The sequence below is a fragment of the Microbacterium sp. 70-16 genome (genome assembly GCF_001898315.1).
GTDB lineage: Bacteria > Actinomycetota > Actinomycetes > Actinomycetales > Microbacteriaceae > Microbacterium.
Window position 1 is genome coordinate 72,855 of the sequence record NZ_MKTQ01000011.1, and the last position, 24,878, is coordinate 97,732.

Genomic DNA, 24,878 nt, shown 5'->3' on the forward strand with positions numbered 1-24,878 from the left:
CACCGTTGAGGCACCGCTGAGAAACGGGAGCGCGTGATGTTCTACTGGTTCATGAAGTACATCGTGATCGGTCCGATCGTCAAGGCGATCTTCCGGCCGTGGATCGTCGGCCGCAGCAACGTCCCGGCATCCGGCGCCGCGATCCTCGCGAGCAACCACCTCTCGGTGAGCGACTCGATCTTCCTGCCGCTGATGATCGACCGGCCGATGAGCTTCCTCGCCAAGAGCGACTACTTCACCGGCAAGGGTCTCAAGGGCTGGGCGACCCGCGTGTTCATGAAGGCGACCGGCCAGATCCCGATCGACCGCACGGGCGGCAAGGCGTCGGAGGACTCCCTCAACACGGGACTGCAGGTGCTCGGGCGCGGCGACCTGCTCGGCATCTACCCCGAGGGCACGCGCAGCCCCGACGGCAAGCTGTACCGCGGCCGCACGGGTCTTGCGCGCATGGCGCTCGAAGCGCGCGTGCCGGTCATCCCCGTCGTCATGGTCGACACGGGCGAGATCATGCCGATCGGTCGCTCGATCCCGCGGATCGGTCGCGTGGGAATGGTGATCGGCGAGCCGCTGGACTTCTCGCGGTTCCAGGGGATGGAGTCCGATCGCTACGTGCTGCGGTCGGTGACCGACGAGATCATGGTCGCGCTGCAGCGGCTCGGTGAGCAGCAGTACGACGACGTGTACGCGTCGACCGTGAAAGAGCGCGCGAAGGCCTGACACGCGTCGCCGCCGCGTCTGTTCCCGACACTAGACTTGGCGGATGCCTTCCCTGCACGCCGACCTCGATACCTGGCGCTCGCTCCCGATCAAGCAGCAGCCGAGCTGGACCGACCTCGACGCTGTCGCCGCCGTCTCTGACGAACTCGCGACGCTGCCGCCGCTCGTCTTCGCCGGCGAAGTAGACAACCTGCGTGACCGACTTGCGCACGCTGCCGCCGGCAAGGCGTTCCTGCTGCAGGGCGGCGACTGCGCCGAGACGTTCGCCGGTGCGACCGCTGAACAGATCCGCAACCGCATCAAGACGGTGCTGCAGATGGCGGTCGTGCTCACGTACGGGGCATCCATGCCCGTCGTGAAGATGGGGCGCATGGCGGGGCAGTTCGCAAAGCCGCGCTCGAGCGACACCGAGACGCGTGGCGATGTGACGCTGCCGGCGTACCGCGGCGACATCGTCAACGGCTACGACTTCACCGAGGCGTCACGCACGGCCGACCCGAAGCGACTGCTGAAGGGGTACCACACCGCGGCATCCACCATCAATCTGATCCGCGCGTTCACGCAGGGTGGCTTCGCGGATCTGCGCGAGGTGCACAGCTGGAACAAGGGCTTCGCGCAGAACCCCGCCAATCAGCAGTACGAGCGCCTGGCGATCGAGATCGACCGCGCCATCAAGTTCATGGAGGCCGCCGGCGCCGACTTCGACGAGCTCAAGCGCGTCGAGTTCTACACGGGCCACGAGGGTCTGCTGATGGACTACGAGCGCCCCATGACGCGCATCGACTCGCGCACGCTCACGCCGTACAACACGTCGGCGCATTTCCTGTGGATCGGTGAGCGCACGCGCGAGCTGGATGGCGCACACGTCGACTACTTCTCGAAGATCCGCAACCCCATCGGGGTCAAGCTCGGGCCTTCCACCTCGCCCGAGACGGCGCTCGAGCTCATCGATAAGCTCGACCCCGAGCGCGAGCCGGGCCGGCTGACGTTCATCACGCGCATGGGCGCGGGCAAGATCCGCGACGCGCTTCCGCCACTGCTCGAGGCCGTCAAGGACTCCGGCGCGACGCCGCTGTGGGTCACCGACCCCATGCACGGCAACGGCATCACGACGCCGACGGGCTACAAGACGCGTCGGTTCGACGACGTCGTGGACGAGGTGCGCGGGTTCTTCGAGGCGCACCGCGCCGTCGGGACGTTCCCCGGTGGCATCCACGTCGAGCTCACCGGTGACGACGTCACGGAGTGCCTGGGCGGCTCGGAGCAGATCGACGAGGCGACCCTCGCGACCCGCTACGAGAGCCTGTGCGACCCGCGCCTGAACCACATGCAGTCGCTCGAGCTCGCCTTCCTCGTCGCCGAGGAGCTCGAGAAGCGTTGAGCCGAGCCGGGTCAACGCCGCGCAGCGGCGTTGACGCGGCTACGGCTCAAGGTTGAGCGAGCGCCGCAGGCGCGAGTCGAAACCTCGGCAAGAGTCAGCGCGTCGCGATGACGAGCGTGACCTCGGTGCCCTTGACCCGCAGCGCGCCCGCCGCGGGGCTCTGCGATGAGACGCGCGTCGTCTCGTCGGGGAAGAGGTCCCACGGCCCGAAGTAGGTGACCTCGAAGCCCGCGTCGGACAAGGCCTTCTTCGCCGCGTCGCGGGTCATTCCGACAACGTTCGAGATCTCGTACAGCGGCGGCCCCTTCGAGACGACGAGCGTGAGGGTCTCGCCGGGGCGCCAGGATCCGCCGCCGTCGCGGTCGGCGACGCGGATGACCTCGCCTGCGTCGACGGTGTCGCTGTACTCCTCGGTCGTCGTCGCGTGCAGGTCGACCTCTTCCAGCGCGGCGGTTGCGGCGTCGACGGTCATGCCCGCGACGGCGGGCACGGGGCCCGCGGAGATGTCGAAGCGGACCGTGGAGTCCTCCAGCGCTGTGCACCCGTTGGTGCATTCGACTTCGTCACCGCCGCCGGGAGGCGTGATCCAGGCGCCGATGACGGTGCCGGATGCCGCGTCTGTGAAGTACCGCTCGGGTTCTGCGGGCATCGTGATGTAGAACTCGGCGAGCGTTGCGTTCGCGTCGTCGAGTGTCGCGCCGGCAAGCGTGCCGATGTCGTGCGAGGCGGGGCCGAGCGAGATCACGACAGTGACTTCGCTGTTCTTGTCGACGCGCGTGCCGGCGCCCGGTTCGGTGCGGATCGCCTGGCCGGTGGGGACTTCGCGACTGTTCTCTTCGCCGGGGACGGCGATGAGCGACTGCGCGGCGAGGATGCCCTGCGCCTCGTCGATCGTCTTGCCGGTGACGTCGGCGACGGCCACGAGCGACCCCGGTCCCGACCCGAACCACCAGCCGGCTCCGCCTGCGAGGCCGGCCAGCAGCAGCACGAGGAAGACGAGCCACGCGCCCTTGGCGGTGTTCCGCCGCGCGCGCCGGCGCAGCCTGGTCGCGTTGTCGACGTCATCGGTGACTATCGGCGCCGTGAAGGTGCCGGGCATGACCTTGGTGACTTCGCCTGAGTCGATGCCGCCCTCGACCGCAACGATGCCGGGTGCGGGCGTGCGCACGACGTGCGGGAAGACGCCGAGCTCCTTCTCGATCTCTCGCAGACGATCGAGCATCACGCGCGCGTCGAGCGGCCGCTCGTCGGGCTCGCGCTCGGTCGACCACATGACGAGCTCGTCGAGCTGCTCGGGGATGCCGGGGTTCTTCGCGCTCGGGCGCGGCACCGAGTCGGTCGCGTGCTGGTACGCGATCTGCATGGGCTGCTCGCCCTTGTACGGCTGCTCGCCCACGAGCATCTCGTAGAGCATGATGCCCAGCGCATAGATGTCGCTGCGGGCATCCGCCGTACCGCGCGTGACGAGTTCGGGTGCGAGATATGCGATCGTGCCCATCAGCATCTGGCCGCTCGCAGTGTTCGCGCTCGTCGCGCGCGCGAGACCGAAGTCGCCGATCTTGATGCGGCCGTCTTCGGCGAGCAGCACGTTCTCGGGTTTCACGTCGCGGTGCACGATGCCGGCGCGATGCGCTGCGGCAAGGCCCGATAGCACGGCATCCATGATCGTGATCGTCTGCGGGATCGACAGCCGGCGCTGCTCGCGCAGCAGATCGCGCAGCGTGATGCCGGGCAGGTACTCCATGACCAGGTACGCCATCTCGCCGTCCTGGCCCTGATCGAACACGTTGACGACGTGCGGATCGGCCAGACGCGCCGCCGCGCGCGCCTCTTGGATGAACCGGCCCTGGAAGACCTGATCGTCGGAAAGGTGACTGTGCATCACCTTGAGCGCGACACGACGCTCGAGTCGCAGGTCGGTCGCGACGTAGACGGTCGCCATACCGCCGCGGGCGATGCGAGCACGCACGCGGTACCGACCGTCGACCAGACGGCCGATCAGCGGGTCCGTCTGCTGGCTCGTGCTCACGCGAAGAGTCTACGGAGCGGATGCCGTGACTCCGCGGAGCGGCTCACCTGCGGGGCCACCTGTGGCTCACCTGTTATCGACGGCCCATCCGCCCGCTGTGCCGCGCCCGCTCACCCGTAGGCGGCGAGCCACTCGTATGCCTGCTGCTCCCACGGGGCGTATCGCTCGGGGTAGGCGGAGATCTGCACGGCCTGCGCCGCGTCACCGAACGCCATGTCCTGCCACCCGGCGATGTCGAGAAGTCCCCGCGTCTCGGGGCCGTTCGGGTCGTCAGGCCCGCCGAAGAACGCCGCCGCGGCCCGGGCCGGATCGCGCACCTCGTCCTCCGTGCCCCAGCCGGCGCTCGGCCGCTGCTGGAACAGGCCCAGCGAATCGCGGTCTCCCCAGTCGAGATTGCGGATCCACGACTCGACCATCGCCGTCGCGAGCGCGATCGCGATGCCGCGGTCGGAGACGCCGCGGCTGCGGCCGACCTCGATGATGACGCGCGCGTTCGCGATCTGCTCGGCGTCGAGCGTGACGTGCTCTGCCGGGGAGGGCGCGGTGGGCGAGGTGGCCGCTGCAGCTGCCAGCGTGGCCGCCGTCGGCACGGTGAGCACCTGACCCGGGTAGATGATCGACCCATCGCCGAGACCGTTCGCGGCGAGCAGCGCCGCGACGGGAATGCCCGCGCCATGCGCGATGGCCCACAGTGTGTCGCCGGCGACGACCGTGTGTGCGTCGGCGGTGGGGGCTGCAGGTGTGGTCGCGGGCTCCGCAGTCACGGCGGCGGGCGCCGCGAGCACGATGACCTGTCCGGGGCGGATGATGCTCGACCAGCCCAGGCCGTTCCACGCGAGCACGTCGGCGGTGCGCAGCCCGTTGCGCTGCGCGATCGCGCTGATCGTGTCGCCGGGCTGCACCGTGTGGCTCGGGGGAGCCGCCACCGTCTTCACCTGCAGCGGCATGCGGGGCGACACAGCGGGACGCTCGGTGGTGGCGGCCATGGCAGTCGCGGCAGCCGCCGGAGCGCTGCCGAGGGCGAGCGAAACGGATCCGATGACGGCCGTCGCCGCCGTCGCGACCGCGATGTGCGACCGAATCGGTGCGGTGGTAGGTCTCAAGAGCTGCCCCTTCGTCGACCCCGCCACGCTGGCACGACGGCACAGCTACGTCAACAAATGTGAAACAGAGTTAATGAAGTGGCTGGTGTGAAAAGAGTGAAGTCGGCGTTCCCGCGTCGCCGGTGCGATAGTGGAGGAGTGACCGATGACTCCGCCACGTCCACGCCCGAATGGCTCACGATGCCCGACCTCGTTGAGGTGCTCGACGAGCCGCTCGGGCGCATCCGCCGCCTTCTCGATGACCGCCACCTGGTCGGCTCGAAGCGCAACGGCGCCTTCGCCGTGCCCGCCCTGTTTATCCGCGACGGTCAGCCGCTCGCATCGCTGCGCGGCACGATCATCGTGCTGCAGGATGCCGGGTTCAGCGACGACGAGCTCATCGACTGGCTTCTCGCAGAAGAGGAGTCGATCGGCCTGACCCCGATCGAGGCGCTGCGCCGCGGGCGCAAGAGCGAGGTCCGTCGCGTCGCCCAGACGCTCGCCTGAGCCGGCATCTGTCGCGGCTATTGCGGCCGCGCGGCCGTTGACGCGTTTGGCTCAGGCCGTGCGCGCCGTCGCGTCGTGCGCGAGGTCGCGCAGCACGCCGACGGCGTGCGTGCCCAGGGGAGCCCCGCGCAGCGCTCGGTCGGCCTCCTCGGAGTACCCCGCGATGAGCGCCTCGACGCGCTCGAGCGCGCCCGTGTCGACGATCGTCTGCTGCAGCGAGGAGATCTGCGCGGCATCCAGCGTCGGATCGCCGATGAGCTCGTCGAACACGCGCCCGGCGCCAGCCGACAGCTCTTCCCGCGCGTACGCGACGAGCACCGTGCGCTTGCCTTCGCGCAGGTCATCGCCTGACGGCTTGCCGGTCACGGCGCTGTCGCCGAAGACGCCCAGCACGTCATCGCGCAGCTGGAAGGCGAGCCCGAGCGGGTGGCCGAAGTCCGACAGCGCGGCTGTCTGCGCGGCATCCGCCCCGGCAAGCGCCGCGCCCAGCAGCAGCGGGTGCTGCACCGAATAGCGTGCGGACTTGAGGGATGCCACGCGCAGCGCGCGTTCGGCATGCTCGGTGACGGGCGAGGCGACGAACGCGGCCTCTTCGGCGATGTCGAGGAACTGGCCTACGGTGACCTCGCGGCGCATGAGGGCGTAGACCTCGCGGGCCGCGGCGGCGTGTGCCGCGGTGCGCAGCCCTTGCTCGAGCAGGTCGTCGCTCCACGCGACGAGCAGGTCACCCTGCAGGATCGCTCCCGACCGGCCGAACGCGGCCGCGTCGCCCGCCCACCCGGACGCGCGGTGGTGGGCTTCGAGCGCACGATGCGCGGCGGGGCGGCCGCGACGGGTGTCGGAGTTGTCGATCAGGTCGTCGTGCACGAGGGCCGCGGCGTGGAAGACCTCGAGCGCGGCGGCGGCCGAGATGGCATCGGCATCGGGCGACGCGCGGGGCTCGCGCAGCTCGGCGACCGCCTGCCATCCCGTGAGGCAGAATCGCGCCCGCAGACGCTTTCCGCCGACCAGTGCTGTGCCCGCTGCACGCACGAATGTCGTCGCCTCAGGGCCGGAATCGTGCCAGGAATCGACCTGACCGTCGACAAAGTCAGCAAGTCGCTGAGAAACTGCTTCGATAGGGTCGGGGGAAGCCTGCACAGGCCTAGCCTAGTTCTCGCGAGGACGCGTAGAATTGTCCTCACAGATCCGCCCGAAGGGGGACGCATGCCGCTGTCAGAGCAAGAGCAGCGCCTGCTCGATGAGATGGAACGCCATCTCATGAACAAGGACGCCGACGTCGTCAGCGCGCCGCGCGAAGGTCAGTCGCTGAGCTACCGCAACATCGTGTACGGCACGGTGCTCGTGCTGCTCGGCATCGGCGGCCTGATCGGCGGCGTCTCGAGTGGCCTCATCGTGGTCGGCGTGATCGCCTTCCTCGTGATGGTCGCAGGAGTTGTGCTTGCGGTGACCCCGGCCAAGAACGCGGCGGGTCGCGTCTCGGCATCCCACGGCGGCGACAAGGCCCCCGCTGGCGGCGCGGCCAAGAAGTCGTCCGGATCCTCGGCATCCTTCATGGACCGCATGAACGACCGGTGGGACCGCCGTCACGGCGAGGACTGATCCCACCAGGGCGTCGCCCGGCGACACTCAGAAACAGCACCGACCTTCGGGTCGGTGCTTTTTTTGTGCCCGATTCGAACCGCTGTGGAGATCCGAGGGAGTGTCGCGCCCAAAAATCGATAGTGAAGTGGAGGGAAGTGGAGTAAAGTGGCGCATACCTTGATCGGGCCGGAGGAAGGGGGAGTGGTCGATGCTTCTTGGCACCTACACCCCCAAGCTCGACGACAAGGGGCGCGTGATCCTGCCGGCCAAGTTCCGCACCGACCTCGGTGACGGCGTCGTCGTCACCCGCGGTCAGGAGCGCTGCCTCTACGTGTTCAGCACGAAGGAGTTCGAGCGGGTCTACGAGAAGATCCGCGAGGCTCCGCTGACCAACAAGCAGGCTCGCGACTTCCAGCGCATGTTCCTCTCCGGCGCGAGCGACGAGAAGCCCGACAGCCAGAGCCGCATCACGATCCCCCCGCACCTGCGCACGTACGCGAGCCTCGACCGCGAACTCGTCGTCACGGGTGTCGGCGCGCACGCCGAGATCTGGGATGCCGAGGCGTGGAACACCTACGCCGACGGCAACGAAGACAGCTACTCAGACATGGAGCAGGAGGTGATCCCGGGCCTGTTCTGATCCGTGGCCGTGACTCCCAGCCGCACGCCCTGACGCACTTCCCCGGTGTCAGGTCAGGCGGATGGGGATCAGGGCCCCGGATCCCACCGGAAAAGACCATGGACTACTCCGAGATCCACACCCCCGTCCTGCTCGAGCGCTGCGTCGAGCTGCTGGCACCCGCGCTCACCAACCCCGGCGCCGTCCTCGTCGACGCGACCGAGGGCATGGGTGGGCACTCCGAAGCGCTCCTCGCGCGCTTCGCCGACATCCGCCTGATCGGTCTCGACCGCGACACCGACGCTCTGCGCATCGCGGGCGACCGCCTCGCCCGCTTCGGCGACCGCGTGACGCTCGTCCACACCGTCTACGACGGGATCGCCGAGGCCGTGGCATCGGCCGGCGTGCGCCGCGTCGACGGCATCCTGTTCGACCTCGGCGTCTCGTCGCTTCAGCTCGACGAGGCAGACCGCGGATTCGCCTACGCGCACGACGCGCCGCTCGACATGCGCATGGACCAGACCGCCGGCACGACGGCGGCCGACGTCATCGCGACCTACGGCGAAGGCGACCTGCGCCGCATCTTCGAGCGCTACGGCGAAGAGAAGCTCGCGGGCCGGTACGCGCGGGCCATCATCGCGGCGCGCGCCGACACGCCGATCCTGCGCTCGGGCCAGCTCGTCGACATCCTCGTCGCGGCGACCCCCGTCGCGGTGCAGCGCGAGGGGCGCGGGCACCCCGCCAAGCGCGTCTTCCAGGCGCTGCGCATCGAGGTCAACGCCGAGCTGTCGGTGCTCGATCGGGCCCTGCCCGCCGCGATGGGCCTTCTGCGCGTCGGCGGGCGCATCGTCGTCATGAGCTACCAGTCGCTCGAGGACCGCCTCGTCAAGCGGGCATTCGCGGATGCCTCGACGTCGACCTCGCCCGCGGGGCTCCCGGTCGAACTGCCCGAGCACGCGGCGCGGTTCCGCCTGCTCGTGAAGGGCGCGGAACTGGCATCCGACGAAGAGAGGGCACGCAACCCGCGGGCCACCCCCGTGCGTCTGCGTGCGGCCGAGCGCATTGCGGAGGCGGCATGAGCACCCCGGCATCCACGTCTCTGGACCTCCTCGAGGACCTTCCCGAACTTCCGCCGCGGACCGGCGACGACCGGCGCCTGCGCGCGCTCGAGCGCCCCGCGGCCCGCCGCAGGCCCCGTCTGCTGTACGGCATCGTCGCGGTGGCCGGTGCGGTACTGATCGGCGCCGCGCAGATGGGACTGTCGATCCTGACGACGCAGTCGTCGTACGAGTTGGCACAGCTGACCTCGCAGCAGCGCTCGCTCGACTACCAGAAGCGCATGCTGACCGACTCGATCGCGGGTCTGAGCTCGCCGCAGTACCTCGCCGCGAACGCTTCGGCGCTCGGCATGGTCACGGGCCAGACACCGACGTATCTGCGCTTGAGCGACAGCGCGATCATCGGCACGGCCGCGGGCTCGAACGGCGCGAGCGCCGTCAACGCCCTCAGCCAGGCCGCCGTCGCCAACGCACTCGTGGCCGGCGTGCCGCTGGCCAGCGACCCGTCGGCCAGCCTGGGCGCCGGTGCGAGTGTCGCCGACGAGGCGATCGCCGAGGCCGCCGCGAGTCCCGCGACACCCCCCGTGATCGCCGACGGTCTGCCCACGCCGGACACACACTGAAGACATGACGACCCACGCAACACGCAGTCCGCGCCGGCGCACCGTCGTCGCCCTCGCCGTCGTCCTGGCGATCCTCGCCGCATTCGTCGTGCGCCTCGTCGACATCCAGGTCGTCAACGCGAGTGACCACGTCGCCGACGCCGAGAAGCTCGCGACCGGCGCCGGTCAGACCCTCTACGGCGCGCGGGGCGAGATCGTCGACACGAACGGCACCGTGCTGGCCACCAGCACGATCCTCTACGACGTCAACATCACCCCGATGCTCGCGGTACTCGGCACCGACAAGAAGGACGCCGACGGCAAAGTCGTCAAGGACGCGAACGGCGACGCCGAGAAGGTGCCGTGGCCTGAGCTCGCCGCCCAGATCGGCGAAGTGACGGGACAGTCCGCCGACGACATCGAGAAGATCGTGGCCGACGCTCTCGCGATCGACGAGAAGTCGCAGTTCGCGACGATCAAGCGCTACGTCTCGACGGAGGAGTACCGTGCGCTCGTCGACCTGGGCCTCCCCTTCCTCTACTTCGACCAGCACCCCTCGCGGGTCTACCCCGACGGGGCCGTCGCGGGCAACATCCTCGGGTTCGTCGGCTCTGACGGCACACCGCTGGAGGGCATCGAATCGCTGCAGAACTCGTGCCTGCAGTCGGAGAACGGCTCGGTCAGCTACCAGCGCGGCGCCGACGGCGTCATCATCCCCGGCACCGAGACCGAGACGCCCGCCGTCGACGGCGGCACGCTGCAACTCACGATCGACAGCGACCTGCAGTGGTACATGCAGCAACTGATCTCCGAAGAGAGCACGCGGCTGAACGCCGAGTGGGGCGGCATCATCGTCGTCGAGGTCGCGACCGGCAAGATCCGCGCCGCGGCCGAGTCGGGCACCGTCGACCCCAACGATCCGGGCGCGACCGATGCGGCTGATCGCGGTTCGAAGCTGCTGCGCTTCTCGTTCGAGCCCGGCTCGACGTTCAAGCCCGTCACGATGGCGGCCGGCCTCGACACCGGGGCATTCACCGCCGACACGCGCGTGCAGGACCCCGATCGCATGGAGTTCGCCAACGGCGCCGTGATCAACGACGACGAGAAGCACGCGACCGAGACCCTCACCGCGACGGGTGCCCTCGTGCGCTCGTCGAACGTCGCGCTGTCGCAGTTCGGCGCGATGATGGACCCGCAGACGCGTCTGGACTACCTGCTGAAGTTCGGTGTCGGCAGCGGTACCGCGCTGAACTGGTCGGCCGAGCCGAAGGGCGAGTACCACGAGGTCTCCGACTGGGACAGCCAGACGTACTACACGACGACGTTCGGTCAGGCCTTCACTGTCACGGTTCCGCAGGTCGCGAGCGTCTACCAGACGATCGCCAACGGCGGCGTGAAGATGCCGCTGTCGCTCGTCGAATCGTGCACCGAGGCTGACGGCACCGTCATCACCCCCGACCTTCCCGAGCCCGAGCAGGTCATCAAGCCCGAGACGGCCAGCCAGCTCTCGCTCATGCTCGAGAACGTGTTCGCACAGGGCACGCTCGCCGCCGACGTCGCCATCCCGGGCTACCGGATGGCAGGCAAGACGGGAACGGCACAGATCAGCGACGGGGCCGGTGGTTACAAGGACGGTCTCTATTTCACGAGTCTCGTCGGGTACGCGCCCGCGGACGATCCGCAGTACGTTGTCATGACGGTGTTCGATGAGCCGAAGAACAATCGCATGTCGTCGGCGAACCGGATCTCGTTCAAGAAGGCCATGACGCAGGTCCTCACCCACTACCGCGTCATGCCGTCTGACTCCACGACCCCGCTGCTGCCCGTGAACTGACGCGTTCGCGCGCCGGAGGAACCACTCATGATCCGGATGACCCTCGCCGAACTGGCTGACGCCGTCTCGGGGCGCCTCGAGACCTTCGGGGACGACTCCGCCGCGACGACCGTCGCCGGCACCGTCGACACCGATTCCCGCCTGCTCGGCCCCGGTGACATCTTCGTTGCCAAGCCCGGCGAGACCACCGACGGGCACCTGTTCGTCGACGCCGTCGCCCAGGCGGGCGCAGCCCTCGCGATCGTCGAACGGACGGTCGAGGCGCCCATCACCCAGATCGTCGTGGCCGATGTCGTCGAGGCCCTCGCCGCGCTCGCGCAGACGGTCGTCGCGCGCGTGCGCGCCGGCGGCGAGCTGACGGTCGCGGGCATCACCGGCTCGAACGGCAAGACGACGACGAAGAACCTGCTCGCGCGCATCCTGCAGGACGAGGGCGAGACGGTCGCCCCGCGCGCCTCCTACAACAACGAGGTGGGCGCACCGCTGACGATGCTGCGCGTCACCGACGACACGCGCTACCTGGTCAGCGAGTTCGGCGCCGCCGGCCCCGGCCAGATCGCCCGCCTCGCGGGCCTCGTGACGCCGGACATCGGCATCGTGCTGATGGTCGGTCTCGCGCACGCCGGCGGCTTCGGCGGCGTCGAGGCGACCCTGCGGGCCAAGACCGAGCTCGTCGAGGCGATCCGCCCCGGCGGTGTCGCGGTTCTCAATGCCGACGACCCGCGCGTCGTGACGATGGCCGCCGTCGCTGCGGCTCGGGGAGTCAGCGTGCGCTGGTTCGGCCGCGGCGCGACGGCCGACGTACGCGCAGAAGACGTCGAAGTCACGGCATCCGGCGCAACGTGCGTCGTGGTCGCGGGTGACGAGCGGATGCCGCTGCGCTTGCGCGTGCTCGGCGAGCACCACGTCATGAACGCCCTCGCCGCGCTCACCGCCGCCCAGGCGATGGGTGTGCCGCTGGCCGACGGGATCGCGCGCCTGGAGACCGTCGAGATCGCCGAGCGGTGGCGCATGCAGCCGCTCGGATCCGACCGCGTGCGCATCATCAACGACGCGTACAATGCGAGCCCCGATTCGATGGCGGCGGCACTGCGCACGCTCGCCCAGATCGCCGAACCGGGCCAGCGCAAGGTCGCCGTCCTCGGTGCGATGAGCGAACTGGGGGATTACGCGGGCGACGAGCACGACCGCATCGGACTGCAGGCGGTGCGTCTGCGCATCGAGCGGATCGTCGTGGTCGGCCGCGACGCGCGGCGCCTGTACCTCGCAGCGATCGGCGAAGGGTCGTGGGATGGCGAAGCCGTCTTCTTCGAGACCGCCGACGAAGCGTACGACTACCTGCTGGGCGAACTGCGCGACGGTGATCGCGTGCTTGTGAAGTCGTCGAACTCGGCCGGACTCCGGCATCTGGGTGATCGTCTGGGAGAATCGTTCTCGTGAGGTCACTTCTAGCCGCCGCGACGATCTCGCTCGCCTTCACCCTGCTGCTGACGCCGCTGTTCATCCGGCTGTTCGAGAAGCTCGGGTGGGGGCAGGTCATCCGCACCCCCGAGAACGCGCACAACCCGAGCCATCAGGCCAAGCGCGGTACGCCCACGATGGGCGGCGTGATCTTCATCCTCGGCTCGATCGTGGGCTACCTCACAGGCACGTTGACCGGTGGTGCCCCACCGACGATCTCCGGCCTGCTGGTGATCTGGATGATGGTCGGCCTCGGGGTCGTCGGTTTCATCGACGACTACATGAAGGTGCGCCAGCAGCGCAGCCTGGGCCTGTCGGGCTGGCGCAAGATCGTCGGCCAGGTGATCGTGGCGGTGCCGTTCGGCATCCTCGCGCTGAACTTCCCCAACAGCGTCGGCGAGACGCCCGCTTCGCCGTACATCTCCTTCTTCCGCGACATCCCGATGCTCTCGTTCATGGCGCTGGGTGCCGTCATCGGCTGGATCGCCTACCTCGTGTGGGTGTCGTTCCTGTCGGTCGCCTGGTCGAACGCGACGAACCTGACCGATGGTCTCGACGGCCTCGCGACCGGGTCGGGCATCTTCACGATCTCGGCGTACAGCCTCATCACGTTCTGGCAGTTCCAGCAGCGCTGCACCTCGAATGCCCTCGTGACCGCCTACCAGTCCGGGTGCTACGACACGCGCGACCCGATGGATCTCACGATCATCGCGGCATCCTTCGTCGGCGCGCTCGTCGGGTTCCTCTGGTGGAACGCTCCCAAGGCGAAGATCTTCATGGGCGATGTCGGCTCGATGGCGATCGGCGGCGTCATCGTCGCGATGGCTGTGCTCTCGCGCACCGAGATCCTCTCGGTCATCGTCGCGGGCGTGTTCATCATCGGCCCGGGATCGGTGATCCTGCAGCGCTACTACTTCAAGGCGACCGGCGGCAAGCGCCTGTTCCTGATGAGCCCTTTCCACCATCACCTCGAGATGCGCGGCTGGCCCGAGATCACGATCGTCGTGCGCATGTGGATCATCGCCGGCATGCTCGCCGTGACCGGTGTCGGCATGTTCTACGTCGCCTGGCTGGCGGCGCTGTGACCGGGGCATCCGCACGCGACCTCGACGCGCTGCGCAGCTGGCACGCCGACTGGCGCGGGCTGCGGGTCGCCGTGCTGGGCCTGTCGGTGACCGGATTCTCGGTCGCCGATACCCTCGCCGAGCTCGGTGCCGACGTGCTCGTCGTGAGCGAGGGTGCAGACCCCGAGTACGCGCGGCTGCTGCCGGTCATCGGTGCGCGCCTGTGGACGGGCCCGCTCGCCTCAGTTCCGGAGGAGCTCGTCGAGTTCGCGCCGGAGGTCGTCGTCGCGTCGCCGGGCTTCGCCCCGCACCACCCGGTCATCGCGTGGACGCAGGCGAGCGGCATCGCCCTGTGGGGCGACATCGAGCTCGCGTGGCGCGTACGCGACAAAGTGCTGCGCGCCGACGGCACACCCGCCGAGTGGGTGCTCATCACGGGCACCAACGGCAAGACGACGACGACCCAACTGACGGCGGAGATGCTCGTCGCGGGCGGTCTGCGTGCCGTGCCCGTCGGCAACATCGGCACGCCGGTGCTCGACGCCGTCCGTGACCCGAGCGGGTTCGATGTCTTCGTCGTCGAGCTGTCCAGCCACCAGCTCTGGTACCTCTCGCTGCAGTCCGACCTCTCGCCGTACGCGAGCGTGTGCCTCAACCTCGCCGACGACCACCTCGAGTGGCACGGGTCGGCGCAGGCGTACCGCGACGCGAAGGCGGTCGTCTACGCGAACGCGCGCGTCGCGTGCATCTACAACAAGGCCGACGTCGCGACGCGCGAGATGGTCGAAGATGCCGATGTGATCGAGGGATGCCGCGCCATCGGATTCGACCTCGGGGTGCCGGGGCCGAGCGATCTCGGCGTCGTCGACGGCATCCTCGTTGACCGTGCCTTCCTTGCCGAGCGGCACACGAGCGCGCTCGAGCTGACGACGGTCACCGACCTCGCCGCGCGGGGACTCGCCGCGCCGCACATCGTCGCGAACATCCTGGCGGCATCCGCTCTCGCGCGTTCGCTCGATGTCGAGCCCGCCGCGATCGCGGCGGCCCTGGCCGAGTTCCGGCTCGACGCGCACCGCATCGAGGTCGTCGCGGTTGCGGCCGGCGTCACGTGGGTCGACGACTCGAAGGCGACCAACCCGCACGCGGCTGCGTCGTCGCTCGCGGCGTTCCCGGGCGCCGTATGGGTCGTCGGCGGGCTTCTGAAGGGCGTCGACATCGCGCCGCTGGTCGCCGCGCGCGGCGACGGCGTGAAGGCCGCGATCGTGATCGGCGCGGCGCGCGACGAGATCACGCAGGCGTTCGGGCGACACGCGCCCGCGATTCCCGTCTTCGAGGTCGACGACGCACAGACTGAAGACGTCATGGCGCAGGTCGTCGAACTGGCGGCAGGAATCGCCCGTGACGGAGACGTGGTCCTCCTCGCTCCGGCTGCGGCATCCTTCGATCAGTTCGCGTCCTACGCGGATCGGGGAAACCGGTTCGCGGCGGCCGTGAAGGACTGGATCGAGCGGGGCTAGCAGCGCCGAAACGGAAGGGGAGCCGGTGGCGACGACCACGACGGGGCGTACCCGACCGCAGGCGCTGCCTGGCCAACAGACGTCGGCCACGCCGCAGGCGTCGGGTGCACCGGAGGCGTCGCTCGAGTCTGCGCCGCGCGGTTTCGTAGCCCGCGTCTCGCTCGGCCGCGTGTTCGCGCCGGTGCCGAGCGAGTTCCTGCTGATCGCGTCGACCGCGCTGATCCTCACCGGCTTCGGCCTCATGATGGTGCTGTCCGCGACGATGGCGACCGCCGTCGCCGACGGAGCGAGCCCGTTCGAGGTCGTGCTCAAGCAGGCCGCCTTCGCCGTCATCGGCATCCCGCTGATGTTCCTCGCGAGCCGGCTGCCTGTCACCTTCTGGAAGCGGATCGCGTGGCCGGCTCTCATCGGTGCGACCCTGTTCCAGTTGCTCGTGTTCGTGCCGGGCCTCGGGTCGGCCAACGACGGCAACCGCAACTGGATCGTGATCGCCGGGTTCCAGGCGCAGCCGTCGGAGTTCCTCAAGCTCACCCTCGCCCTGTGGCTCGGCTACGTCCTGTACCGCAAACAGACGCTACTGGGACTGTGGCGGCACGTGTTCATCCCCGTCGTGCCGGTCGGTGCGCTCGTCATCGGAACCGTCATGGCCGGCCACGACCTGGGCACCGCGATGATCCTCATGCTGATCCTGCTCGGCTGCCTGTTCTTCTCGGGCGTCAAGCTGCGGCTGTTCCTGATTCCGCTGCTGCTCGTCGTCGCGGCGGCGGCCGTGTTCGCCGTGACGAGCCCCAACCGCATGGCGCGCATCATGAGCTTCCTCGACGTCGACAGCGTCTCGTGCTACGACACGAGCTGCTACCAGCCGTTGCACGGCATCTGGGGACTCGCCGGCGGCGGGATCTTCGGCCTCGGACTCGGCAACTCGCGCGAGAAGTACGGCTGGCTGCCCGCGCAGTCGAACGACTACATCTTCGCGATCCTCGGTGAAGAGCTGGGGCTCATCGGATGCCTCGTCGTCCTCGCCCTGTTCACGCTGTTCTCGGTGGGTGCATTCCACGTCATCCGCAAGACGCACGACCCGTTCATCCGCATCGTCGCGGGTGGCATCACGGTGTGGATCGTCGGACAGGCCCTCATCAACATCGCCGTCGTGCTGCGGCTCTCGCCCGTGCTCGGCGTGCCGCTGCCGTTCATGTCGCAGGGTGGCACCTCGCTGCTGTCGGTGCTGATCGCCTGCGGGGTGCTGCTCTCGTTCGCCCGCACGCTGCCGGCGGGTGGTGCTGCGGGTGGGGGCGGTTCGGGCGGGGCTCGCGCCGCGGCGCGGCCGACGCGCGTGCGCGCGGCGCGGTAGCGGATCGCGGGGCGCGCCCTCGCGGGCATCAGTCATTCTGCGTCGAGTTGGCAGTTGTGGTTGGCTCAACGCGGTTGAGTGCGCAATGACGGAGTTCAGGTCGGGGGCGAGCGTGGGCATCCGTGTGGCAGTTGTGGCTGCCTCAGTGCGGGTGAGTGCGCAACGACTGCCAGCTCGAGCCGGGTGGCTCGTGCGGACGACGCTCCAGTCGGCAGTTGTGGTGGGACGCCTCGGCGCACCCCCGCACACATGAGACCGGGCCACGGACGGGTATCGTCGTTCCGGTGACTGCAGAGCACCCGACGTATCTCCTGGCCGGCGGCGGCACCGCCGGGCACGTCAACCCGCTGCTGGCTGTGGCCGATGGATTGCGGGCGCGGGATGCCGAGGCATCCGTCCTCGTGCTCGGCACGAAGGAGGGACTCGAGGCGCGCCTCGTCCCCGAGCGCGGGTACGAGCTGCTCATCGTCGACAAGGTGCCCTTCCCGCGGCGCCCGAACGGCGCGGCCCTGCGCTTCCCGGCCGCGTGGCGCCGCGCGATCGCGCAGGTGCGCGCGCACATTCGCGCCCACGGGGTCGACGTCGTCGTCGGATTCGGCGGGTACGCCTCGGCGCCGGCATACGTGGCCGCGCGCCGCGAGGGCATCCCGTTCATCGTGCACGAGGCGAACGCGAAGCCCGGGCTCGCGAACGTCCTCGGCGCGGGTCGTGCGGCGGGCGTCGGCGTGGCGTTCGACGGCACGCGCCTGAAGGGATCGCGCGTCGTGGGCATGCCGCTGCGCCGCGAGATCGTCGAGCTCGACCGTGCGGCGCTGCGCGACGAGGCCGCCGCGTACTTCGGGCTGGATCCGGCCCGCCCCGTACTACTCGTCTTCGGCGGGTCGCTCGGCGCGCTGCGCCTCAACGAGGCGTTCGGCGAGGGGCACGGCGCCGCGTGGCGCGACGTGCTCGGCGCGGGCTGGCAGTTGCTGCACGTGACGGGGGAGCGGTCCGACCTCGCCGATCCCGGCGCCCCGGGCTACTCCGTGCGCCGCTACGTCGACCGCATGGACCTCGCCTTCGCCCTCGCCGACCTCATCGTCTCGCGCGCGGGCGCGGCGACCGTGAGCGAGATCAGCGCGCTGGGCATCCCCGCCGTGTACGTCCCTTACGCCGTCGGCAACGGCGAGCAGGCGCTCAACGCCGGGTCGGCCGTGCGCGCGGGCGCCGCGATCCTGATTCCGGATGCCGGGTTCACGGGCGACGTCGTGCGCGCCGAGGTGGTGCCCCTGCTCGCCGACGGCGCGCGCCGCGCCGCGATGGCTGTCGCCGCGGCATCCGTCGGCACGCGCAACGGCACCGAGAACGTCATCGCGATGCTCGACGAGGCACTCGCCCGCTGAGCCCCGCTGGGTGGTTGCCGCCGCGCCGCGGCCGCGCTCCGGTTTGGGGTCGCGTGTGGTCGGGTCGGGATGCCCGAGGCGACAGCACGCGACCCCAAACTTCGCACCACCCGACAGCACGCGACCCCGAACTTCGCACCACCCGACAGCGCGCGACCCCAAACTTGCGGCGTCACTCGGTGATGGATGCCCGCGGCGGAAGCCCCGCGAAGGCCTGCACGCGCCGGCGCGGGCGCAGCAGCGCGGTGATCGCAACGACCACGGCCACGAGCGGCATGACGAACGGGACAGCCTGCAGACCGCTCGACAGCACGAGCGTTGTCAGAGCGGCGCCGACCGCCAGGATCACGCGCACGTCGCCTCTCCAGCGGGACGCGAGGATCATCCAGACGGCGGCGCCGGCCACCGGCAACGCGCACAGCAGCAGTTGCCACACGGTCGCGTCGCCGTCGCCATCGGAGGTGAGATTGACGATCGCCACGCCGATCGCAGCGGAGGCCAGGAGCACGACGGGGCCCCAGCGATCAAGCGGGCGGTGGCGCGGTCGCACCAATCCGAGGCATCCGATCAGCGGAATCGTCGCCAGTGCGCCGGCCCCGATCCCCACGCGCATCGCCTGCGTGGCGTCCAGCTCAGCCCACTGCGACCCCGCGAGGGCGAAGACGATGGCCGCGATGCCGAGGACGAACGACACGCCGGCCAGCGCGACGATCCACCAGCGGTGGGGAAAGCGGCGAACGTCACTCGCCGCCGCGCGTCCCATCGGCTCGGCATCCGCCGGCTGAGTGACATCGCCCCGCGGGCGTGTGCCGGTGACGGCCAGCACGAGCATGGCGATGGCGGCGAGCGTGGCCGTCCCGGGGCTGGGCATCGTGGTCACGAGGATCGGCCACGCGACGACACCAGCAGCGATGCCCACGATGGGTTCCCAGCCGCGCAGTCGCGGCGCGAGGGCGGCGGTCACCAGGACAGCGCCGGTGGCCGCGCACGCGAGCGCCGATATTGCGGCGAACAGCATCCACGCGGCGCCGAACATCGATCGCGGCAGACCGGCATCGGCTTCGTCGAACGCGACGCTCCATGCTGCCGCGGCCAGCCCCAGCGGCACCGTCGCGAGCGCGGCGCAGACCAGTGCCCACAGCGCAGCGCTCGCTCGCAACCCGCGGACGCGCAGCGTCGCGATGGCGGACACGACGAGGAACGTCGGCGCGCTGAAGATGGCGGCCGGGCCGATGACACTCCGCAGCACGCTGTCGATCGGCGCGCCGATCACCGCGGGCACGAAGATGGTCGCCGCAATGCCGACGATCGACAGCACGACGGCGATGACGGCACTGCCGACGGCGACACGGCGATCGAGGCGGTGTGCGAGCCCGTTGATGCGAGCAGCGTGGGTCTCGGCGCGGGACGGTCGATCGCGCCCGTCCGCCTCGGCGACCTCACGCATCGTGCCGACGACGACGTCGCCGTTCGCGCGGCGCCAGGATGCCGGGTACCAGCGCAGCACCCGGCGGAAGCGCTCGTCGTCGGTCATGCCCACGATCCGGCCGTGCGCGTCAGGCGAGGGCTGGTCGCGGTTGCACGACCGAGCGCGGCGCGGGCCGCACGCGTGCGTGCCTCCAGGGCGGCGGTCTCGTGCTGCAGGCGCTCCAGCCCGGCATCCGTCACGACGAAATAGCGCCGCGCGCGCCCGTCGACGATCTCGTCGCCGTCGGCGCGCACCAGTCCCTGCTGTTCGAGGCGCTCGAGCCCCGCGTACAGCGTCGTCACGCGGGGCGCGCTGCCTGCGGCCGACTCGACATCGCGCAGGATCGCGTACCCGTGCTTGCGCCCGCCCGCGAGCGAAGTGAGGATCCAGAACGCCGTATCGCCGAAGGTCGTCATGGCCTGAAGATATTCCCATTGCAGAAATATTGCAACGAACGCCGTTCCCGGGTTTGGGGTCGCGTGTGGTCGGGTCAGGATGCCCGAGGCGACAGCACGCGACCCCAAACTGCAGACGACCCGACAGCACGCGACCCCAAACACGCCCGTGGGGCGGTTACCCACAGCGCGCCGCCACCCGGCTCCCAGGCGGCCCGACCTAGACTTGACGGGCCATGATTCGACCCGATCTCACGCTGCCCATCCCCGACGACATCACCGCCGCGCACTTCATCGGCATCGGCGGATCCGGCATGTCCGGGCTCGCGGGGATGTTCCTCGACCGCGGCATCCGCGTGTCGGGATCGGATCGCGCCGACAGCGCCGCACTGCAGGCGCTCGCCGCGCGCGGCGCCACCGTGCACGTCGGTCACGACGCCGCGAACCTGCCAGGCGACGTCGACACGGTCATCCACACCGGCGCGATCTGGCCCGAGAACCCCGAGTTCCTGCTCGCGAAGCAGCGCGGCCTGCACGTCATCCACCGCTCGCAGGCGCTGCACTGGCTCATCGGCGGACGCCGGCTCGTCAGCGTCGCGGGCGCCCACGGCAAGACGACGTCGACGGGCATGCTCGTCACCGCTCTGCGCACGCTGGATGCCGACCCGACGTTCGTCAGCGGGGGAGTCATCGCCGACCTCGGCATCTCGAGCGGCACCGGATCGGACGACCTGTTCGTCATCGAGGCCGACGAGTCCGACGGCACGTTCCTGCTGTACGACACGTCGATCGCGCTCATCACGAACGTCGATCCCGACCACCTCGACCACTGGGGAACGCGGGATGCCTTCTACGACGCCTTCGCCCGCTTCGGTAACGAGGCGCGCGAGGCCGTCGTCATCTCGGCCGACGACCCGGGCGCGCGGCGCGTCGCGGCATCCCTCACGCACCCCCGCATCGTGACGTTCGGTGAGGATGCCTCGTCCGACGTCCGCGTCACCGACATCGTCACCGAGGGCCCGGTCTCGTTCACGCTGCGGCACGGCGGGCAGAGCGTCACGGGACAGCTCGCCGTCCCGGGCGCACACAACGCCATCAACGCGGCGGGCGCCGTCGCGGTGCTCCTCACGCTCGGCCACGACCTCGAGCCCGCGCTGCGTGCGGTCGAGGGCTTCGGCGGCACCGTCCGCCGGTTCGAGCTGCACGGCGTCGAGCGCGGCGTCAGCGTCTTCGACGACTACGCGCACCACCCGACCGAGGTCGCCGCGGCGCTCGAAGCCGCGCGGACGGTCGTCGGAGACGGGCGCCTCATCGCGATCCAGCAGCCGCACACCTACTCGCGCACGCAGGAGATGTACCGCGAGTTCGCCGAGGTCCTCGAGCGCTACGCCGACCACACGGTCATGCTCGACGTCTACGGCGCCCGCGAAGACCCCGTGCCCGGCGTCACCGGCGAGCTCGTCAGCGGCGCCTTCGCCGACCCCGATCACGTGCACTACGTGCCGGACTGGCAGGAGGCCGCCGACTACACGGCCTCCATCGCCCGCGACGGCGACTACGTCATCACGCTCGGCTGCGGCAACGTCTACCTGATCATCCCGCAGGTGCTTCAGGCGCTCGCCGAGACCGAGGCGTAGCGGATGCGTCGGCCCGCGCCCCTGCCGGCGGAGTCCGCCGCGCCGCGCCCGGCCGCGCCCGCGGAGTCTGGCCGCCCGTCGACCCGCGACGAGCAACCCGCGGTGCGCGACCTCGCGCCGCCCGCGCCGCTCGTTCCGCCGTCCGCGCAGTCGGCCGCACGGCCCGAGCCGCTCGCGCCGCCCGCGACCCGGCCTGAGCCGGCCGCCCAGCCCGCGCCGCCGGCGTGGGCCCCGGCATCCGCCGGCCCCGATATCGCCACCGCCGCACCCAGCCTCGACGCGATCGAACAAGACCGCGACCCCGACCTCGACGCGATCGAGCAAGACCCCGACCTCGATGGTCTCGACGCTCTGCCCGAGCACGTCAGCGTGCGAGAGGTGTGGGCTGCGGCGCGCGCCCGGCGCAAGGCGCTGCGGGCCGAAGTCCGCCGCTTCACGGTGCGCCAGCGCCGCCGCCGGATGGTGTGGATCGGTGCCATCGGCGCACTCGTGCTGCTCGTGCTCGGCACCCTCGGCGCCGCGTACAGCCCGCTGTTCGCCGTCGAGCAGATCAGCGTGGTCGGCACCGAGAGCCTCGACGCGGCCACGGTCGAAGCGGCCCTTTCCGACCAGCTCGGCACGCCCCTGGCACGCGTGGACTCGTCCGCGGTCAAGGCTGCGCTCGTGCAGTTCCCGCTCGTCGAGTCGTACGCCCTCGAGGCCCGCCCACCGCACGAGCTCGTCGTGCGCATCGTCGAGCGCACGCCGATCGGCTCGATCGAGTCCGCCGCGGGATACACACTGGTGGATGCCGCGGGCGTCGCCCTCGCGACGACCCCGCAGCCCGACGCGGGGCATCCGGTCATCACGGCAACCGGGGGAGTGGGCTCGCCCGCCTTCACCGCCGTCGGCACGGTGTACCGCTCGCTGCCGGACGACATCCGCGCGCAGGTCACGGCGATGTCGGCGACGACCGCCAACGACGTGACGCTGACCCTCGGCGGCACCGGCACCGAGGTCGTCTGGGGCAACGCCGATGACTCTGCCTACAAGGCCGTCGTGCTGGCATCGGCCATGACGGCGCGGCCGCCCGACACGGTCTACAGCTACGACGTCTCGTCGCCGAACGCCGTCGTCATCCGCTGAGCCCACAACCCTCAACCAGCACTTGAGGCGGAGTCGGTCAGGCGCGCCGGATTTGTGCGCGACACGCCCATGTCCTGGCCGGGCGCGGCGTCGCCGCCGCTTACCTTCAATCCAAGGAATTGCATACTCGGCAATTCTTTAAACCTCAACTAGAGGTTCAAGGTTTAGCGGTTCGGGACAAGATGGAGGCCGGCATGAGCCAGAACCAGAACTACCTCGCGGTGATCAAGGTCGTGGGTGTAGGTGGCGGCGGCGTGAACGCCGTCAATCGGATGATCGAACTCGGGCTGCGGGGTGTCGAGTTCATCGCGGTGAACACCGACGCACAGGCGCTGCTCATGAGCGACGCCGACGTCAAGCTCGACGTCGGACGCGAGCTGACCCGTGGACTCGGCGCGGGCGCCGACCCCGAGGTCGGCCGCCGCGCCGCCGAAGACCACGCGGAGGAGATCGAAGAGGCCCTCGCCGGCGCCGACATGGTGTTCGTCACCGCCGGTGAAGGCGGCGGCACGGGCACCGGCGGTGCGCCCGTCGTCGCACGGATCGCGAAGTCGATCGGCGCGCTCACGATCGGTGTCGTCACCAAGCCCTTCTCGTTCGAGGGTCGCCGCCGCCAGAGCCAGGCCGAAGCCGGTGTCGCCAAGCTCAAGGAAGAGGTCGACACCCTCATCGTCGTGCCCAACGACCGTCTGCTCGAGATCAGCGACCGCGGCATCTCGATGATCGAGGCGTTCGCCACGGCCGATCAGGTGCTGCTCGCCGGTGTGCAGGGCATCACCGACCTCATCACGACGCCGGGCCTGATCAACCTCGACTTCGCCGACGTCAAGTCGGTCATGCAGGGCGCTGGTTCCGCCCTCATGGGCATCGGCTCCGCTCGCGGCGCCGACCGTGCCATCAAGGCTGCGGAGCTCGCCGTCGAGTCGCCCCTGCTCGAGGCATCCATCGAGGGCGCGCACGGCGTGCTGCTGTCGATCCAGGGTGGGTCGAACCTCGGCATCTTCGAGATCAATGATGCTGCGCAGCTGGTCAAGGAGGCCGCGCACCCCGAGGCCAACATCATCTTCGGTACGGTCATCGACGATACGCTCGGCGACGAGGTGCGCGTGACGGTCATCGCGGCCGGATTCGACGGCGGCGAGCCGCAGGCTCGCATCGAGCCGATCGCGGTGCAGCGTCCGGCGGCGACGCCCGTCGTGCCGTCGGTGCCCGCCGACGAAGCGGCCCGCGAGATCGCTGCGGATGCCGAAGAGCGCGAGTCCGTGTCGGTCGCGGTCTCCAGCGACTACGACTCCGTGTACGGAGCCGACGACCTGGACATCCCCGACTTCCTGAAGTGACCGACCTCGCTTCGCGGCTCGCCGAAGTGGACGCGCGCATCGCCGATGCCGCCCACTCGGCGGGTCGCGACCCGTCGGACCTGACCCGCATCGTGGTCACGAAGTTCCACCCCGCGCAGCTCGTTACCGACCTCGCGGCACTCGGGGTGCGCGACGTCGGCGAGAACCGGCAGCAGGAGCTGACCGCGAAGCGGGAGGCCCTTCGACAGGCTCAGGTGCCAGGGCTGGACGGCGTGCGCTGGCACTTCATCGGCCAACTGCAGACGAAGAAGGCGCGGGCGGTGCGCGCGGCATCCGACGTCGTGCACTCCGTCGATCGCGACCGCCTCGCCGACGCGCTGCACGCCGCCGACCCCGGGGGAGACCCACTGGACGTCTTCGTCCAGGTCAACCTGACCGAAGACCCCGCACGCGGCGGCGCGGCGCCAGACGAGGTCGAACGCCTCGCCGAGCACATCGCGCAGGCGTGCCCGTCGCTGCGGGTGCGCGGCGTCATGGCGGTCGCGCCCCTGACAGATGCCCCCGCCGCCGCCTTCGAGCGGCTGGCGAGATCTGCCGCCGCGGTGCGGCGCGTCGTACCGGATGCCACCTGGATGTCGGCCGGAATGTCCGGCGACTTCGCCGAGGCGATCGCCGCCGGCGCGACACACCTGCGGATCGGCACGGCAATAACGGGCCCGCGGCCCGAGCACGGTTAACCTCGACACAGACGAGCAAACGGAGGA

The 24,878-nt window shown here is 70.0% G+C and carries 22 protein-coding genes; 17 read left to right on the plus strand and 5 right to left on the minus strand.

What is annotated here, in order from left to right; translation table 11 throughout:
- Nucleotides 1-36 precede the first annotated feature (36 nt).
- On the plus strand, nucleotides 37-717 hold the full coding sequence (locus tag BGO46_RS04515) for a lysophospholipid acyltransferase family protein (RefSeq protein ID WP_292675625.1): 681 nt from the start codon (nucleotides 37-39) through the stop codon (nucleotides 715-717).
- Nucleotides 718-760: 43 nt separating this feature from the next.
- A complete protein-coding gene (locus tag BGO46_RS04520; RefSeq protein WP_292675628.1) occupies nucleotides 761-2,098 on the plus strand; it encodes a class II 3-deoxy-7-phosphoheptulonate synthase in 1,338 nt (445 codons plus the stop codon).
- 94 nt (nucleotides 2,099-2,192) lie between these two features.
- On the opposite strand, the gene pknB is transcribed toward BGO46_RS04520, so the two are convergent.
- A complete protein-coding gene (gene pknB, locus BGO46_RS04525) occupies nucleotides 2,193-4,127 on the minus strand; it encodes a Stk1 family PASTA domain-containing Ser/Thr kinase (protein WP_292675630.1) in 1,935 nt (644 codons plus the stop codon).
- Between the two features lie 110 nt (nucleotides 4,128-4,237).
- Nucleotides 4,238-5,230, minus strand: a complete 993-nt coding sequence (locus BGO46_RS04530; RefSeq protein WP_292675633.1) for a LysM domain-containing protein — start codon at nucleotides 5,228-5,230, stop codon at nucleotides 4,238-4,240.
- A gap of 138 nt (nucleotides 5,231-5,368) precedes the next feature.
- Here BGO46_RS04530 and BGO46_RS04535 point away from each other — a divergent pair, with 138 nt between their 5' ends.
- Nucleotides 5,369-5,716 carry an Rv2175c family DNA-binding protein gene (locus BGO46_RS04535; RefSeq protein ID WP_366246794.1) on the plus strand — a complete coding sequence of 116 codons (348 nt, stop codon included), beginning with the start codon at nucleotides 5,369-5,371 and terminating at the stop codon, nucleotides 5,714-5,716.
- A 51-nt stretch (nucleotides 5,717-5,767) separates the two neighbouring features.
- Here the strand turns inward: BGO46_RS04535 and BGO46_RS04540 are convergent, their stop codons facing one another.
- Nucleotides 5,768-6,748, minus strand: coding sequence for a polyprenyl synthetase family protein (locus tag BGO46_RS04540; RefSeq protein ID WP_292675635.1), 981 nt, complete (start codon nucleotides 6,746-6,748; stop codon nucleotides 5,768-5,770).
- A 174-nt stretch (nucleotides 6,749-6,922) separates the two neighbouring features.
- Between BGO46_RS04540 and BGO46_RS04545 the strand changes: the two genes are divergently transcribed.
- The 10 genes from BGO46_RS04545 to BGO46_RS04590 all read left to right on the plus strand — a co-directional run bounded on the left by BGO46_RS04545 (nucleotide 6,923) and on the right by BGO46_RS04590 (nucleotide 18,188).
- On the plus strand, nucleotides 6,923-7,318 hold the full coding sequence (locus tag BGO46_RS04545; protein WP_292675637.1) for a DUF3040 domain-containing protein: 396 nt from the start codon (nucleotides 6,923-6,925) through the stop codon (nucleotides 7,316-7,318).
- 190 nt (nucleotides 7,319-7,508) lie between these two features.
- Nucleotides 7,509-7,940, plus strand: coding sequence for a division/cell wall cluster transcriptional repressor MraZ (gene mraZ, locus BGO46_RS04550; protein ID WP_292675639.1), 432 nt, complete (start codon nucleotides 7,509-7,511; stop codon nucleotides 7,938-7,940).
- Nucleotides 7,941-8,038: 98 nt separating this feature from the next.
- Nucleotides 8,039-8,998, plus strand: coding sequence for a 16S rRNA (cytosine(1402)-N(4))-methyltransferase RsmH (rsmH, locus tag BGO46_RS04555; RefSeq protein WP_292675640.1), 960 nt, complete (start codon nucleotides 8,039-8,041; stop codon nucleotides 8,996-8,998).
- The gene (locus BGO46_RS04560; protein WP_292675642.1) at nucleotides 8,995-9,600 is read left to right on the plus strand and encodes a hypothetical protein; all 606 of its coding nucleotides are present in this window, start codon (nucleotides 8,995-8,997) and stop codon (nucleotides 9,598-9,600) included. Before rsmH ends, BGO46_RS04560 begins: the two co-directional genes overlap by 4 nt.
- A gap of 4 nt (nucleotides 9,601-9,604) precedes the next feature.
- Nucleotides 9,605-11,413, plus strand: coding sequence for a penicillin-binding protein 2 (locus BGO46_RS04565; RefSeq protein WP_292675644.1), 1,809 nt, complete (start codon nucleotides 9,605-9,607; stop codon nucleotides 11,411-11,413).
- Nucleotides 11,414-11,440: 27 nt separating this feature from the next.
- On the plus strand, nucleotides 11,441-12,853 hold the full coding sequence (gene murF / locus BGO46_RS04570) for a UDP-N-acetylmuramoyl-tripeptide--D-alanyl-D-alanine ligase (protein WP_292675647.1): 1,413 nt from the start codon (nucleotides 11,441-11,443) through the stop codon (nucleotides 12,851-12,853).
- Nucleotides 12,850-13,959 (plus strand): phospho-N-acetylmuramoyl-pentapeptide-transferase, encoded by a 1,110-nt coding sequence (gene mraY, locus BGO46_RS04575; protein WP_292675650.1) that lies wholly within the window; start codon nucleotides 12,850-12,852, stop codon nucleotides 13,957-13,959. The genes murF and mraY overlap by 4 nt, the downstream gene beginning before the upstream one ends.
- Nucleotides 13,941-15,455 (plus strand): UDP-N-acetylmuramoyl-L-alanine--D-glutamate ligase, encoded by a 1,515-nt coding sequence (murD, locus tag BGO46_RS04580; protein WP_292675773.1) that lies wholly within the window; start codon nucleotides 13,941-13,943, stop codon nucleotides 15,453-15,455. The genes mraY and murD overlap by 19 nt, the downstream gene beginning before the upstream one ends.
- Before the next feature lie 25 nt (nucleotides 15,456-15,480).
- Entirely contained in the window at nucleotides 15,481-16,806 is a 1,326-nt protein-coding gene (gene ftsW, locus BGO46_RS04585; RefSeq protein WP_292675652.1) for a putative lipid II flippase FtsW, read from the plus strand.
- 284 nt (nucleotides 16,807-17,090) lie between these two features.
- Nucleotides 17,091-18,188 carry a UDP-N-acetylglucosamine--N-acetylmuramyl-(pentapeptide) pyrophosphoryl-undecaprenol N-acetylglucosamine transferase gene (locus tag BGO46_RS04590; protein ID WP_292675654.1) on the plus strand — a complete coding sequence of 366 codons (1,098 nt, stop codon included), beginning with the start codon at nucleotides 17,091-17,093 and terminating at the stop codon, nucleotides 18,186-18,188.
- 172 nt (nucleotides 18,189-18,360) lie between these two features.
- Here the strand turns inward: BGO46_RS04590 and BGO46_RS04595 are convergent, their stop codons facing one another.
- A complete protein-coding gene (locus BGO46_RS04595) occupies nucleotides 18,361-19,722 on the minus strand; it encodes a hypothetical protein (protein WP_292675656.1) in 1,362 nt (453 codons plus the stop codon).
- Nucleotides 19,719-20,072 (minus strand): PadR family transcriptional regulator, encoded by a 354-nt coding sequence (locus BGO46_RS04600; RefSeq protein ID WP_292675658.1) that lies wholly within the window; start codon nucleotides 20,070-20,072, stop codon nucleotides 19,719-19,721. Before BGO46_RS04600 ends, BGO46_RS04595 begins: the two co-directional genes overlap by 4 nt.
- Before the next feature lie 215 nt (nucleotides 20,073-20,287).
- On the opposite strand from BGO46_RS04600, the gene murC reads away from it, so the two are divergent.
- The 4 genes from murC (at nucleotide 20,288) to BGO46_RS04620 (ending at nucleotide 24,851) form a co-directional block, all read left to right on the plus strand.
- A complete protein-coding gene (gene murC / locus BGO46_RS04605; RefSeq protein WP_292675661.1) occupies nucleotides 20,288-21,688 on the plus strand; it encodes a UDP-N-acetylmuramate--L-alanine ligase in 1,401 nt (466 codons plus the stop codon).
- Between the two features lie 102 nt (nucleotides 21,689-21,790).
- On the plus strand, nucleotides 21,791-22,813 hold the full coding sequence (locus BGO46_RS04610) for an FtsQ-type POTRA domain-containing protein (protein ID WP_292675664.1): 1,023 nt from the start codon (nucleotides 21,791-21,793) through the stop codon (nucleotides 22,811-22,813).
- 194 nt (nucleotides 22,814-23,007) lie between these two features.
- Complete coding sequence (gene ftsZ / locus BGO46_RS04615; RefSeq protein WP_292675667.1) at nucleotides 23,008-24,153, plus strand: cell division protein FtsZ; 1,146 nt, start codon at nucleotides 23,008-23,010, stop codon at nucleotides 24,151-24,153.
- Entirely contained in the window at nucleotides 24,150-24,851 is a 702-nt protein-coding gene (locus tag BGO46_RS04620) for a YggS family pyridoxal phosphate-dependent enzyme (RefSeq protein ID WP_292675670.1), read from the plus strand. Before ftsZ ends, BGO46_RS04620 begins: the two co-directional genes overlap by 4 nt.
- Nucleotides 24,852-24,878: the final 27 nt, after the last annotated feature.

Coding starts and splice junctions, on each gene's coding strand:
- murF (WP_292675647.1), top strand. CDS start 11,441: ATGATCCGGATGACCCTCGCCGAACTGGCTGACGCCGTCTCGGGGCGC.
- rsmH (WP_292675640.1), top strand. CDS start 8,039: ATGGACTACTCCGAGATCCACACCCCCGTCCTGCTCGAGCGCTGCGTC.
- BGO46_RS04515 (WP_292675625.1), top strand. CDS start 37: ATGTTCTACTGGTTCATGAAGTACATCGTGATCGGTCCGATCGTCAAG.
- BGO46_RS04545 (WP_292675637.1), top strand. CDS start 6,923: ATGCCGCTGTCAGAGCAAGAGCAGCGCCTGCTCGATGAGATGGAACGC.
- mraZ (WP_292675639.1), top strand. CDS start 7,509: ATGCTTCTTGGCACCTACACCCCCAAGCTCGACGACAAGGGGCGCGTG.
- ftsZ (WP_292675667.1), top strand. CDS start 23,008: ATGAGCCAGAACCAGAACTACCTCGCGGTGATCAAGGTCGTGGGTGTA.
- BGO46_RS04520 (WP_292675628.1), top strand. CDS start 761: ATGCCTTCCCTGCACGCCGACCTCGATACCTGGCGCTCGCTCCCGATC.
- murC (WP_292675661.1), top strand. CDS start 20,288: ATGATTCGACCCGATCTCACGCTGCCCATCCCCGACGACATCACCGCC.
- BGO46_RS04600 (WP_292675658.1), bottom strand. CDS start 20,072: ATGACGACCTTCGGCGATACGGCGTTCTGGATCCTCACTTCGCTCGCG.
- BGO46_RS04560 (WP_292675642.1), top strand. CDS start 8,995: ATGAGCACCCCGGCATCCACGTCTCTGGACCTCCTCGAGGACCTTCCC.
- BGO46_RS04565 (WP_292675644.1), top strand. CDS start 9,605: ATGACGACCCACGCAACACGCAGTCCGCGCCGGCGCACCGTCGTCGCC.
- BGO46_RS04595 (WP_292675656.1), bottom strand. CDS start 19,722: ATGACCGACGACGAGCGCTTCCGCCGGGTGCTGCGCTGGTACCCGGCA.